This window comes from Rheinheimera sp. F8 (genome assembly GCF_001518915.1).
The window spans coordinates 4,107,982-4,121,980 of record NZ_CP013656.1 but is presented as its reverse complement, the minus strand read 5'-3'; the positions used below and the strand labels follow the sequence as shown (position 1 = coordinate 4,121,980).

General features: G+C 52.1%; 11 protein-coding genes. 4 read left to right on the top strand and 7 right to left on the bottom strand.

Annotated features, from left to right (window positions below; all coding sequences use genetic code 11):
• Positions 1 to 4: 4 nt before the first annotated feature.
• The 5 genes from ATY27_RS18315 to rapA form a co-directional block, all read right to left on the bottom strand.
• A complete protein-coding gene (locus ATY27_RS18315; RefSeq protein WP_208932054.1) occupies positions 5 to 352 on the bottom strand; it encodes a DMT family protein in 348 nt (115 codons plus the stop codon).
• A gap of 202 nt (positions 353 to 554) precedes the next feature.
• Positions 555 to 1,331: a DUF3530 family protein gene (locus tag ATY27_RS18310; protein WP_208932053.1), complete on the bottom strand. Its 777-nt coding sequence runs from the start codon at positions 1,329 to 1,331 to the stop codon at positions 555 to 557.
• A gap of 115 nt (positions 1,332 to 1,446) precedes the next feature.
• Positions 1,447 to 2,508: an OmpA family protein gene (locus ATY27_RS18305; RefSeq protein WP_208932052.1), complete on the bottom strand. Its 1,062-nt coding sequence runs from the start codon at positions 2,506 to 2,508 to the stop codon at positions 1,447 to 1,449.
• 178 nt (positions 2,509 to 2,686) lie between these two features.
• Complete coding sequence (gene rluA, locus ATY27_RS18300; RefSeq protein WP_208932051.1) at positions 2,687 to 3,337, bottom strand: bifunctional tRNA pseudouridine(32) synthase/23S rRNA pseudouridine(746) synthase RluA; 651 nt, start codon at positions 3,335 to 3,337, stop codon at positions 2,687 to 2,689.
• Positions 3,338 to 3,348: 11 nt separating this feature from the next.
• Positions 3,349 to 6,261, bottom strand: coding sequence for an RNA polymerase-associated protein RapA (rapA, locus tag ATY27_RS18295; RefSeq protein WP_208932050.1), 2,913 nt, complete (start codon positions 6,259 to 6,261; stop codon positions 3,349 to 3,351).
• Positions 6,262 to 6,466: 205 nt separating this feature from the next.
• Here rapA and ATY27_RS18290 point away from each other — a divergent pair, with 205 nt between their 5' ends.
• From ATY27_RS18290 to ATY27_RS18280, 3 genes are all read left to right on the top strand, one after another.
• On the top strand, positions 6,467 to 7,858 hold the full coding sequence (locus ATY27_RS18290; RefSeq protein ID WP_208932049.1) for a PhoH family protein: 1,392 nt from the start codon (positions 6,467 to 6,469) through the stop codon (positions 7,856 to 7,858).
• A 108-nt stretch (positions 7,859 to 7,966) separates the two neighbouring features.
• On the top strand, positions 7,967 to 10,396 hold the full coding sequence (locus ATY27_RS18285) for a hypothetical protein (RefSeq protein WP_208932048.1): 2,430 nt from the start codon (positions 7,967 to 7,969) through the stop codon (positions 10,394 to 10,396).
• Positions 10,386 to 11,477 (top strand): hypothetical protein, encoded by a 1,092-nt coding sequence (locus tag ATY27_RS18280; protein WP_208932047.1) that lies wholly within the window; start codon positions 10,386 to 10,388, stop codon positions 11,475 to 11,477. Before ATY27_RS18285 ends, ATY27_RS18280 begins: the two co-directional genes overlap by 11 nt.
• On the opposite strand, the gene ATY27_RS18275 is transcribed toward ATY27_RS18280, so the two are convergent.
• Both ATY27_RS18275 and ATY27_RS18270 read right to left on the bottom strand, forming a co-directional pair.
• Entirely contained in the window at positions 11,443 to 12,375 is a 933-nt protein-coding gene (locus ATY27_RS18275; protein WP_208932046.1) for a hypothetical protein, read from the bottom strand. The two genes, ATY27_RS18280 and ATY27_RS18275, sit on opposite strands and share 35 nt — an antisense overlap.
• Entirely contained in the window at positions 12,372 to 13,022 is a 651-nt protein-coding gene (locus ATY27_RS18270; RefSeq protein ID WP_208932045.1) for a choice-of-anchor H family protein, read from the bottom strand. Before ATY27_RS18270 ends, ATY27_RS18275 begins: the two co-directional genes overlap by 4 nt.
• Before the next feature lie 104 nt (positions 13,023 to 13,126).
• On the opposite strand from ATY27_RS18270, the gene ATY27_RS18265 reads away from it, so the two are divergent.
• The gene (locus ATY27_RS18265) at positions 13,127 to 13,954 is read left to right on the top strand and encodes an RNA pseudouridine synthase (protein ID WP_208932044.1); all 828 of its coding nucleotides are present in this window, start codon (positions 13,127 to 13,129) and stop codon (positions 13,952 to 13,954) included.
• Positions 13,955 to 13,999 lie beyond the last annotated feature (45 nt).

Below are 13,999 nucleotides of genomic sequence, written 5' to 3'. Positions count from 1 at the left end.
CGGCTCAGCTTTTGTAATAAAACATAAAATATACCGCGCCCAGCAGACAAACCCCGGCATAAACATAATTCAGCTTAAACGGCTCTTTCATATACAACACGGCAAACGGGATAAACACCGCGAGCGTGATCACTTCCTGCAAAATTTTTAACTGCGCCAGACTCAGTACCTGCGAACCAATGCGGTTCGCCGGCACCATCAGCATGTACTCAAAAAACGCAATGCCCCAAGACACCAGAATGGCGGTTAGCAATGCGGATGATTTCAGGTGTTTCAGATGGCCATACCAGGCAAATGTCATGAAGATATTGCTCAGAACCAGCAAGCCGATGGTAGTCAAAACCGGAGACATTGATATTCCTTTGATCACTGAATTATTCTCAGTTTACCGGGCGGTCAGGTAATTTGCATTTGGCATTTGCTGAACCACCGTTTCGGTGACAGGCGATGCTTGTGTTGTATGGATTCAAGGCAACGATCAGCAAGAATTAGGATGCTGTGTGCCAGAATCTGCCAGCAAATAAAGCGTTTTGAAAATAGTTAGCCGACATCTGTTAATAGCCGATGTAACGCAGCCAACCGAGGATCTCCCCGCCGAGCCAAGGGTGATCCTGTTCCACAGAGCCCGGCAACAGCCGTTGCCGGTAAATTTCTTTGATATGTTTGCGTACCAGCTGCAAGCGAAGGGCTCCACTGTTGCGGGCGAAACCATTGTCGATTTGTGGTAATAAATCCAGTGTCGGCACTTTGTGCTGACTGATTGCCTCTGCAACTTGTTCATTTAACGCGACGTCCTGCATCGCGGCACCGATTAACACTAATGCCTGTGGCGGACTAAGTTCTTCATTTTTGTACAGATTGTTCAACAAGGCGCCGCTGTGACCGAGGCCGATCACGACGATAGTGCCGGGTTTAGCTTCGGCCTCCTGCATGACCACTTTGAGTCGTTCCAGCAGTTGTAGCTGGTAGGCCTGCAGGTTTTCCATACTGGGGTCACTCACGCCAGGCGGTACCATCATCGCCATCGTATTCCAGCCAAAATCAATCAAGTAGTTTCTCAGGTACTCAACAGCCCGTGGACTGGCGGCATGCTGCGACCAGTCAGGGACTAAGATCACAGTGCCTTTGACAAAAGGTGTCATCGCCGTGCGTTGTAAAGTTAAAAAGGATTGTTGGTCGGATTTCAGCGCATTGATTTGTTTGGTGGCAAGCTGGCGTTGTAAATCTGCGGCAGTTTGTTGTTCATCCCATAACGCAGCCTCCGCTTTGAGCAGAAATGGCAGACATAACAGCAGGATACTCAGGGAAAAACAGGAGAAGGCTCGCAACATCGTAAATTCCGCCGGACTTGAGATTAATGTCAGTATCGGCCACATTTCGCCGCACTATAGTGCTGGCAGAAAAAACAAAGCCACCCGAAGGTGGCTTTGTCAGCAGTAAAACGAATTAACGTTGTACGGCTTCTTTCACAGATGCAGTCACAGTCGCTTCGATACGACGGTTGATTGCATGAGCGGCTTTTGAGCTGCCTGCAGCTTTTGGTTTGGTGATACCGTAACCAACTGCTTTCACGCGGCTGCGTTCGATGCCGTAGTTGCTGACCAGAACGTCTGCAATGGCGTCAGCACGACGTTGTGACAGCGCCAGGTTGTAAGCCGGAGTACCAACGTTAGACGCATGACCACCGATTTCTACATCAGTGTTCGGGAAGCGTTTCAGGAAGGTTGCCAGTTTTTCGATCTCTGCATGGTATTGCTCTTTCACGACAGAAGAGTCGTTATCAAACTGAGCATTCAGCGCGATGCTGACTGAGTTTTCAGTGAAGATTGAACAACCGACAGTGTCTACTTTGTCAGTGATTGGCGTGTTAGCGCACTGATCTTTATCGTCTGTTACACCGTCCTGATCGGCATCACCAATGACCGGTGCTGGCGCTGGAGCTGGCTCTGGCGCAGGTGCTGGTTCTGCGGCAGGAGCAGCGCCGAAGTTGTAGGTCAGACCTACTTTCACGCCATGATCGCCAAACGCTTTGCTGATACCCTGGTAACGGTTTGCTTCAACGAAGAAAGCAACTTCGTCAGTGACGAACATGTTCACACCCATACCGATGTTGGCAGCAGATGCTGAACGGCCAGTGGTGTAGTTTTTGATACCACCCACGAAGTACAGCGGCAGGCTGTCAACGTGGTAAACCAGGTCCATACCAACGCGGTTGCCTTTGATATCGGCGTCAGAGAATTCTGATTCCAGATCCTGGCGAACATATTCTGCGCGGATGCCCCAGCTTTCGCTGATACGGTAACCGATGTTCAGGCCAGTGCCGTTGCCGTTGTTCTGACCTTTCCAGTCTAATGATTTAGTTTTGTCGTTGTCCGGTGCGTAGTGCTCCCAGAACACAGAACCGTAAACCCGATCTTGTAATTCAGCAGCAGTAGGGGCGGCTGATGCTACAGCAGTCATCAGGGGTAAAGCTGCCAGAACGGCAATTGCGCTAGTTTTCAGTTTCATCCATATCTCCTTAGGGGTTTTTCCAACGCGCTAATTTTATTTGATTTGTTTAGATTAAACAAATTTACTGTTGTTTTGCTGAACAAAAACATCTCTTTGTTGTCAGCGCAACACGCGTCAGCGGGGTCATGCTAACCGCTGAAGATGAATCTGCGGTTAACACTTGGGTACTTTGTATTCAGAATGGTGCCGGTGACCGAAACTCCAGCCATTGGCCTGTCAGCGGATGGCGTAGCCCCAGCATTGCTGCATGCAGCTGTAAACGTTCAGTTTTTTCGTCCGGCGCCGAGCCATAAAATTTGTCACCACAAATCGGATGCCCCAACCACTGCATATGTACCCGCAGTTGGTGCGAGCGGCCGGTGACCGGCGTCAGTCGCACGCGCGTGGCGTTCTCTTCATAACCGATGTTTTCAAATAGAGTCTGGGCTGGTTTGCCCCGGCTGAAACAAACCATTTGTTTTGGCCGGTTTGGCCAGTCACAAATCAGCGGCAGGTCAACGGTGCCGGCCTGCGTCTGTAACCGGCCTTCGAGTCTGGCAATATAATGTTTTTGCGTTTGCCGACGCTCAAACTGCCAGTTCAGCTCGCGTTGCGCATCCAGAGTCAGCGCCATCACTAACAAACCGGATGTGGCCATATCGAGCCGGTGTACTGTACGTGCCGTCGGGAACACCCGTTGCACGCGCAACTGCAAACTATCCTGATGTTCCAGCGCTTTGCCGGGTACTGACAACAAGCCGCTGGGTTTATTCAGGACCAGCAGCGCCTCATCCTGATACAGGATGTCCAGATAAGGTGTTTGCGGCGGCCGGTACTCCAGCAACATGTCCGTGTGGCCTAATCGTGACTGACGACGATGACGCGGATCGCATCAAAGCGCAGACGTGCTTTACCAATGTATTGATCCAGCTGCTGTTGTTTATCCGCGAGGTGGGCAATTTCTTCCGGCCGTACCAGCGGGTTGATTTTTGCCAGCGCCTGTAACCGGTCTTGTTGCGCCTGCAACTGGTTATGCATATTGCGCAAAGCTTCTTGTTGCAGTTGTTTTAACTGCACATCGGCATAGGCTTCGGCTTTGGCCAGCAGCGGGTGGATTGTGCTTTGCAGCGCGCCGACCAGTTTACTGGCAGTTTGGCGGCCGACCGGTTTGAGCTGACGGTTAAAGTTGTCAAACGGCACATTCGGCGCCAGATTCTTGCCGGTTTTTTCCAGCAACAAGCGAATGGGTGTGGGTGGCAGATAGCGCCCCAGTTGCAGTTCCGCCGGTGCAGACGCTTCGACCAGATAAATACATTCGACAAAAAATGTCGCTGCCGGAAGTTGCTTGTTATGCAGCAATGCGGCCGCGCTGTTGCCCATCGTGTCTTGTGTGACAATATCCAAAGTGCCCTGAACCATCGGGTGATCCCAGCTCAGGAACTGAATATCTTCCTGCGCCAGTGCTGTGGCCCGATCAAAAGTGACGGTAATGCCATCTTCGTCCAGCATCGGGTAATGACCTTGCAGATGCTCTGAAGGCGTCAGCACAATGCTGGTGTCACTGCGGTCATCCTGCTGTACACCGAGCAAATCCCAGGCTTTGAGCATATACAGCGGCAGAATAGTGGCGTCGTCCTGTAAGCGGACTTGTTCGACTAACTGTTGCGCCTGGCCGCGGCCACTGGAGTTCAGTTCCAGCAGTTGGTCCCGGCCTTGTTCCAGCTGTTGTTTCAGCTGTAAGTTCATCTCACGACTATCTGCCAGCAGGTTGCTGACTGCTGCCGGATCTGGCGTTGATTGCGCCAACAGTGGTAACAGCCGTTCACGCATCTGTTGATAGACGGCGCCACCGGTCTGGCAGGTCGCATCAAACGCGCCTAAACCCTGGTGATACCAGTCCAGTAACACTTGCTGCGGTTGGTCGATGAAATACGGCAGATGGATTTGGATATCCTGCGTCTGACCAATCCGGTCGAGCCGGCCGATCCGTTGTTCCAACAAATCAGGGTTCAACGGCAGATCAAACAACACTAAGTGGTGGGCAAACTGGAAGTTGCGGCCTTCGGAGCCGATTTCCGAGCAGATCAGCGCCTGCGCACTTTGATCATCTTGCGCAAAATATGCGGCCGCTTTATCGCGGTCAAAAATCGACATGCCTTCGTGGAATACTGCAGCGCGGATGCCTTCTTTCACCCGCATCGCTTCTTCCAGTGCAATGGCGATGTCGGCATGGGCACAAATCACCAGAAACTTTTTGTATTTGTGTTGTTTAATCAGTGCAATCACCGCTTCAACACGCGGGTCAAACTGCCACCAGCTGGTTTTACTGCCTTCAAATTCCTGGTAAATCCGCTCGGGGAACAACAGCGTTTTCGCTTTGAATTCGTCGGTCTGGTTGGCCATAAAACTGAGCTGCACTTTGATGGCATTCTGATATTGCTCCGGCAGCGGCAAGCCAATGAACTGTGGCTGACGCTGCGGGAAACCGGCAATAGCGGCGCGGGTGTTGCGAAACAGGATGCGGCCGGTGCCGTGGTGGTCCAGCAACAGACTCAATAGCGCATCGATGGCGGCATCGCGCTCGCTGCCGGTGTCCGCAGATTTAAGCAGCGACAAGTGCGCGCTGATATCGGTTTCCTGTAACAACTGTTGCAGCTGCGCGGCAGTGTCACCCGATAATGGCGCTTCCTGCTGTAGTGCACGCGCCAATGTCGCAATCGCTTTATATTGCTGTTCTTCTGCGACAAAGGCCTGGTAATCATAAAAACGGTTGGGATCGAGCAGACGCAGCCGGGCAAAATGACTCTGATGACCCAGCTGATCCGGTGTTGCCGTCAGCAGAATCACGCCCGGAGTGTCTTGGGCCAGCGTTTCAATGCGCTGATATTCGGTGCTCGCTGCTGCTTCACTCCAGGTCAGGTGATGCGCTTCGTCAACGACCAGCAAATCCCAGTGTGTTTCAGCGGCCGCTTCAAAGGCGGCTTTTTTCCGCGTCAGAAAGTCGAGGCTCAGCAGTACCAGCTGTTCGGTTTCAAATGGATTGCCACCGTCGGCGGTGGCTTCTGTCAGGCGTTCGTCATCAAAAATGGCAAACTTCAGATTAAAGCGCCGTAGCATTTCAACCAGCCACTGATGTTGCAGCGATTCCGGCACGACTATCAATACACGGCTGGCAAGGCCCGACAGCAGTTGCTGGTGGATGATAAGGCCAGCTTCGATGGTTTTGCCGAGGCCTACTTCGTCTGACAGTAACACCCGTGGTGCATGACGCTGCGACACTTCATTGGCGATATGCAATTGATGCGGGATCAGGCTTAAACGGCCGCCGACCAGACCGCGTTGCGGATTTTGTTGTTGCTGATGCAGATGTTGCCAGCTGTGGTAACGCAGCGTGAACCAGTCAAAGCGGTCAATCTGACCAGTAAACAGCCGGTCCTGTGGCGAACTGAAACTGATGAAATGGTCGAGAAAGGTTTCGCGCAGACTAACCGCTTCACCGGTGTCAGTGCGCTCACCATGGTAAACCAGCGTTTGATTCACTTCTTCAATCCGTTCGATGACGAGACTGAATTCCTGCGCACTTTTCACCGTATCACCCGGATTAAACTGTACGCGGGTCAGCGGCGCTTCGCTCATGGCATACAGCCTGGTTTCGCCACTGGCGGGGAACAACATGGTCACCATCCGGCCATCAATACCGACAACGGTGCCTAAACCTAAGTCCGATTCCGCGTCGCTGATCCAGCGTTGTCCAAGGGCAAATTTCATCATTATCCGGGTCACTCTGCAAAGGGGGCGCTATGGTACTGAAAATCCGGACAAACTGCATCCGCCTGGCCGGGAATTTTTCTGCACCGTCTGAGTCACAAATGAAAAGCGTTGTATCGTCATGAGATTGTCATCCGGTACAAGGATTCTTGATCTAAATTACATAAGAACCCGCCGGGTTTTTTCATCCGCTGCTAAGGAGCTGCATATGGCGCGAAGAAGAAGTAAAGACATAAAAATCTACGTCCTCGATACCAATATCCTGCTGCATGAACCCTTCGCCTTCTTAAATTTTCAGGAACATGATGTGGTCATCCCGATGACTGTGTTAGAAGAATTAGACCATATCAAAGACAAACACAAAGATGTCAGCCGCGAAGCTCGTGTGGCGATCCGCGCACTGGAGGACGTGCTGAAGGATGCAACCCCGGAGCAAATGCTACAGGGCGTGAAATTACCGCAACATACCGATGATAAAGCCAGTGGTCATTTATTCATCGTCAATGACCATCATATCAGCGACCAGATCCCCGGCTTGCCGGGCGGTGAAAACGACCACCTGATCATCAATACGGCGTTGTTTTTACAGCGTGAAAAAGCACCGGTCAAAGTGATCCTGGTGACCAAAGACATCAATATGCGTCTCAAAGCCAAAGGCGCCGGCTTAAAACTGGTCGAAGACTATCGCACTGACCAGCTGATCGATGACGTGCGGTTTTTGTATAAAGGTTATTTTAAGTTTGCCGGTGATTTCTGGAGTCAGGTCAAAGATTGCCGCAGTGAAAACGAAGGCCGCGACACCTACCACTATTTGCCACGCACATTATTACCCAATGCCTACATCAATGAATATCTGGTGGATGAGCACGAAACATTTGCCGGCCGTGTGGTGTCGATCAACGATCAACAAATTAAAGTGTTGGACCTGGGGTTTGAGCGGATGATGCACCGCCACGCTTGGGGCATTCACCCGAAAAACATTTATCAGGCGATGGCGCTGAACGCCTTACTGGACCCGGATATGGATTTGGTGATCCTGACCGGGCCGGCCGGCTGTGGCAAAACCCTGCTGGCGCTGGCGGCTGCGTTGGAACTGGTGATTGAACGCGGCATGTATGACAAAGTGATCGTGACGCGCAACACACCGGAAATCGCTGAATCGATTGGTTTTTTACCAGGCACTGAAGAAGAGAAAATGGCGCCATGGCTGGCAGCTATTACCGATTCGCTGGAAGTGCTGCATAAAACCGACGAGCACCCACACTCCAGCGTCAACTACATCATGGATAAGGCCAACATTCAGTTTAAGTCGGTCAATTTTATGCGGGGTCGCAGCATTCAGCACGCTATCGTGTTGCTGGATGAATGTCAGAACCTGTCCGCGGCGCAGCTGAAAACCATCATCACCCGCTGTGGCGAAGGCACCAAACTGATTTGTTCCGGGAACCTGTCGCAAATTGATAGTAACTACCTGACTGCGGTGACTTCGGGTCTGACTTATATTGTGGAGCGTTTTAAAAACTTCGAAGGCAGTACCACGATTAACCTCAATGGGGTGGTTCGCAGCCGGCTGGCCTCCTTTGCAGAGGCCAATCTGTAGCGGTTTTACAGATGTTAACAGATTGACTTGCCTGCGTAATCCGTTAGGCTAGTCAGTCTGTTCTGTCGTCAGCATGTCGCTGTCCGCTTACAAGGATGCCGTCCCACCGTGAAACTGTTTTCCTGGTCCAGTTTGTTTTTTCTGCTATCGCTCAGCTTTTTGTGGGGTTGTGGCTATTGGGTCTGGTTGCAGACCAATCAAAGCCAGCAAACGCAACTCTATAGCCAGCTCAGTCTGCAACTGGAACGCAGCGAAGTATTACTGGAAGACTGGCAAAGAAACTACCGTTTACATCTGGATTATTTGCGGGCGGATTTAGCGGGCATGACGCCGGCGACCACCGACAATGTGATTTATGACCCCTGGCAGGAACTAGACGACAAAATTCAGCACGCGCCCTGGCCGGATGCATTGCTGGGCTATGCGTTGCTGGACGAAGCCGGTCGCGCTGTCCGCCTCAGCAATAGTGTCGCCGGTCAGTTGTTTACCATTACGGCGACCGATTTCAGCAGCAATCATCAGTTCCTGACGCCGATGGTATTGCCTGCGTTGTGGGTTGCGCCTGTGCACCTTGAACTGAATAATCAGCACCTGCTGTTCTGGTTCGACTTGTCTGCACTGAAGCAAAATCTGCAAAAAGCGCAACAAAGCGGCGCCGGCGAAGTATTACTGGTGTCTGCGACTGCGCAGTTGGTATCGCCCAGCCGCTATCAACAAACGTTATTGGCGCGCTTTGGACTGACGGATCTGCGTGATGACCAGAGTCTGAAATTTCAACTGAAACGCCCCCCGGAAGACTTAACCCGCAGTAGTCAGCGTTATGACGGCAGTATGGCGTGGCCGGCAACGCCACTTGCACAGTTGATGAACGCCAGTAAACAAGGGCAGACGCCGTTATTTGTGCCGAATTATCTTGGACGTTCCAGTGTCGCCAGCTGGCGTTGGTCAGATAGCTGGCAGGCTTACCTGGTGGCAGAGCGCGATCTTAATAGCCTGCAACTGCAGCGCAAAACTTTGCGGCAGTATTTGCTGCTGGGATTATCGGCGTTGAGTCTGATTTTGCTGTTGTTATTTTGGCTGATCCAACGTGGTGTTCAGCAGCAGGAGCAAGTTGCGGTGTTTGGCGGGAATGAGTTGTTACCTTCGCCAGAGCTGGCTGAAACTACTGCTGAGGTTACGTTGCCCGCAGCAACGCCGGTCACGGATCCTGGCTTGGTGATAAAACCGTTAATCGTGGAACCATCAGAGCAACAAAACCAGTTAAAAATAGCTCAAACCTTATTACAGGCCTGGTTGACACAACCCTCATCCGCACACAACCTGCGGGAGATCTCAGAACTTTGGTTACAACAATCCCGCACTGAGACGCAAGGCCCGGTGTATTGTCAGCCGGCATTATTACTGAGTTTGCAATTAACCCATTTGCAACAGCAGGTAGCCAAAGCATTGTTATTGGAACTGGCGCCGGATCTGCCGGCCTGGGTTAGTTTGGATGCCGGGGCTTTGCGCGATGCGCTCGATTGGGTGGTACGTCTTCGTCTCGCGCAGCATGATGTCAGTACTGTGATGATTAAAGTCGTAGTGACGGAACCGCAGCGGTTGATGCTGGAGATCAGCGATGATGGCGATACTGTCGCGACCGGACAATGGCTGACCTTATTGCATCCGGGCCAGGATCAGACGCTATGGCCGGCAGCACTGCAACGACTGCAACAGGCCGGTGGTCATTTGAGTGCGGCACAGCAACAATTCAGTGGCAATAAGTTACTACTGACTTTGCCGTTACAGGTATTGGCAGAAGCCCGTCCCGGTAGTGAGTTGCAACTGATTGATGGTGCGGCATTATTACTGTGTCCGGCCGGTGATGCACAACAGTTGTACCGGCGGATGCTGAAACAAACCGGGTTAGCGCTGATGCCACTCGATGATGCTGCCCAATTCATGCAATGGTGCAGCGAGCAAAGTGACGCCCGGTTGGATTACCTGATCCTGGATGAAGCTTTTATCAATGCCGATCAGCAAATTGCGACACAAGTATTTCAGGTGGTCCGACGCTATTTCCCGCAGCTGGCATTACTGGTGCTGGCAAAACAGCCCGATCAGTGGCAGACATTGCAACAGAGCTTTCAGCTGCGATTGATCAGCAAGCCAGTGCTTGGCGGGGCCTTGCAACAAGCCCTGGTTGCAACCGAAGGTGCTGAATTTGGTCCTCAGGTGCGGCGCGTCTGGCTGGCACCGGCCAACACTGTGGATGGCTGGGTGTTGCAACAAGTATTAAGTCAGTTGGGCTATCAGCCGATGACGCTGCTGCCGGAACAGGCATTACCGCGTAATGAGCTGTTGATGCTGCCGCTGGAGAATTCAGCGAAGTGGCAAGGCCAGCTGACCCAGCAGCCCTTGCTATGGTACACCGCCCAGCCGGTCGCGCTTGATGCGCTGGACGAGTCGCAGCTGGTCTGGACTCAATCGCAGGGGCTGGCCATGCTGAGTCAGCGTTTATTTCAACTTTCGGAAAGATTGATTACGGATGAAAATTAGCAACCCGCTGTTAAACGAACAAAAAAGAAACCGCCGCAATGGTTTGGTACTGATTATCCTGCTGGCCGTTTCTATGGCGTTGCTGGACTATCTGATGGCGTTATCTGACCGGCTTGATTTGCGGCAACTGCAGTTAAATGCGGCGACCAGTGATTTTGATCATCAGTTGCTGCCGCTGTTACATCTGGCAGAAGTGATGCAAACCAAAGCCAGTCAGGCGCTACAGCAACCACCAGCAGAATCTTCGCTGCCTGCAGGGCAGCTGACTGCATTGCGCCCGGCAGATCAATCACAAAAAGTCCAACCCCTGACAGCTGCTGAAACTGCCATGTTACAGCAAATGGAGCCCTGGTTTCGTCAGCAGTTACAAGCAACGCGGTACTTGCTTAATGTGTCTTACATTTCTGAAGGCTTGCACTGGTTTCATCTGACTGATGCGGACGCCAGCTCCGTCGAGTTGGCCAATGTGGCGGTGCAACAAATCGCCGCATTGGTCCATATGCAGCTCAATAGCAGTTCGGCCAATATGCTGGTATTAGATGAACTGAAACAACGGTATGCGCTGCATATCCCGGTAAAGCTGGACAAAAATGTAGTAGGGCATCTGCTGCTGGAAATTGATTTGCTGGCGATGTTACAGCAGGTCAAAGTTTCTCAGCATGGCGCCACGCTGATGCTGATGGACAAAGTTGGTAAAGTGTTGCTGGCCGTGCAGGATGGCCAGTTAGCGGATGCGACGACTTATAATGGTTCGGATCAAAATGACAGTTTACAGCAACTCGAGTCATTACCCTTTGCCCTGCACATCCAGCCAGATGCGGTGCGTGACACCAGGGCTGAACTGATCCGCTTTGCCAGCGAATTGTTGCTGTATAGCATTCCGCTGCTGGTGTTGTACTTCTATATGTTGTCACGTTTTAAACGCAAGGTGTTGCGGCCGTTTGCTCGTCTACTGATCCACGTGGCGCGATTAGAGCGTGGTGACGTACAGGGTGTTCGTCATGTCCCGCTGGAATGGGAGTCCGTGTTTAAACAAACTGAACAGCTCAGAGATCGAGGGGCGGAAAAGTTCGTTGACTGAACTGCTTGCTACGCAGCGCGGCCTGAAATTCCGGGCTGACCTGCCCTAATTTTAATGGGGCTGGCCCGGTCGGATCGATCAGTAATAAAGATGCATCTGCAAAATCAATGACTTGCTCTGTATCTGTGGCCGGAACCTGCGCGGCAATAACGGCATGGTTGGGCAGGTAGATGATTTTGATCATCAGCGTTGGGAAAATCAGACGCATCACCGTCGCCCATAACACAGCTTTGCTGTCACAATCGCCGTTGTGGTCGAAAATTAGCTGCACCGGCGGGGCATAACCTTTGCCGTTGGATTCTATGCGGTTATCCAGGTCGCGGTATGGGATCTGCTGGATCCACAAGGTCAGCCGGGCGGCGATTTGGCGGATATTTTTTTTGCCATAGTTGGCGATAAACGCATCAGCCACCGGTTGCAGTTGTCTCACTGCATCCCGCATAAAACGCAGATGATCGGGGATTACGCCTTTGCCTTTGACCGGATCATCCAGCAGAAAATAATAACCCTGCGCCAGATACTCATCTAACGCTGAATTTTGCAAAGCACGCAAAGTCGCTGCGACAGCAGCTGCTTTGTTATTGTCATCGGCCTGAACACTGAACTGCAGCGGTAAATTCGGTGGTGAAAACTGGATCCGCACACCCTTTTGCTGTAACGAAGCGGCTTTGCGTATTAACGCATGCCGGACAGCCTGTTCTGCCAGATGCGGCATATAACGTTTCATGCCTCGATATTGATTGAGTAATTTGTTGTCGAGGCGAAACACCAGTGCCGGTTCCGCTGGTAACTGGTAACTGAACTCGGTTTGCTGGCCTGCGGCTGTGCGTTGTAGCAGCATTTGTGCTGACGCTGTACTGCTGCTTAGCAGCAATAACGTACATAAAACTCGTTTCAAGACATCAGCTTCCGCCGCTTCAGGTATAACCAGCTTAATGCCAGCGGCCAGAAAAAGCCAAGACTGCCGCCAGATGATTCATGCACTATCACACTGACAGGTGTGTCCGCCGGGCCGTCTTCCAACGCCAGATTATTCAGTGCAGCCGCTTCATACCCTGAAATTTCGGCGAGTTTTGCACCACTGCGTGCATCACGCAGTTCAATTTTCAGTTTGTAATAATCGCGCGGTAAGTCACGCATATCGACTTCAATGGCGAACCAGTCACTGCGGCTGCTGCCATATAAAGTAAAGATACTGCTGGTATGAAAGATCCGGTTCAGACCGGGGCCAATCAGGCTGTAGACCGCATACACCGGCTGTTCGGTATATTGCGTATGAGCATCAAAACGAATGTAAATCTGCGTATAAAAACGGTCGCCATCGCGGTCGTGCCGCAGTGTTAAATCTACCGAATCAAACCAGCTGCTACTGCTGAAATCCTGGTTCAGTGTGATGGCCGACGGGGCGGTATTTGCATCCGTATTGGCGGCCGCTACGCTGGCGTCGGCGTGGATCTCACGGGTAGGTAACATCTGTTCAGTCGGATCGGCGTGTAGCGTGCAGCTGGCCAGTGCAAGTAAACAGGCGGTCAGTTGGGTTTTCATAGGTGATTCTCCGGTGGCTTTGGTATGATCCTCGTCTCTATGCTCTGAATCTTGGCTGAATCCCTCAGCACTTGTTTTATTTGAGTTAAAAAGCTGAATAACTTATGAAATTAATCCGACGTATCGCCGTGACCGAACCCGGACAGGCCATTGAGTTGCTGGTCAAAAACTGCCCTGAATTGTCCAAAGGCCGGCTGAAAGACGCCATGAACAAAGGTGCCGTGCAACTGGTGCAGGGCAAGCAGCACAAGCGGCTGCGCCGGACACAGGCTGAAGTAGTGGCCGGCAATGTGCTGGAATTGCATTATGATGATGACATCCTGCAGCGCCAGGCCAATGCGCCGGTATTGCTGGCGGATGAACGCGGCTACAGCGTCTGGTTTAAACCGGCGGGCCTGTTGTCACAAGGCAATGAATGGGGTGACCATCTGGCTTTGTTGCGGCTGGCAGAACAACATTTTACCCCACTACGGCCGGTATTTTTGTTGCACCGGCTTGATCGGGAAGCCAGTGGTCTGGTGTTGATCGCCCACCATAAAGCGATGGCTGCGACGTTAAGCCAGCTGATCCAGCAGCACAAAATTGAAAAAACATATCGCATCGTGGTTTCCGGTGTACCGGACGCGACGTTGCAGGCACAAGGTGAAATCAACCTGCCACTGGATGGCAAGGTCTGTTGTACCCGTTTTCGCCTGGTACAAGTTCTGCAGCAGCCAAGCCGGGCGGTGTTGGAAATCGACCTGATCAGTGGCCGCAAGCACCAAATTCGCCGCCATTTTGCTGCGGTTGGCCATCCTGTGATGGGCGATCCGCAATACGGCATTGGTAATCAGGACCCGGCGGGTCTGGCGTTGCAGGCGACGAGATTAGCGTTTGAGTTGCCTGGCAAAGGCTTGCGACAGTATGAATTACCGCCGGCGTTACGGCGGTAAAGCAAAGGGAAAGCGCGTATCATACCTGCGCGGTCGGGAATGCTG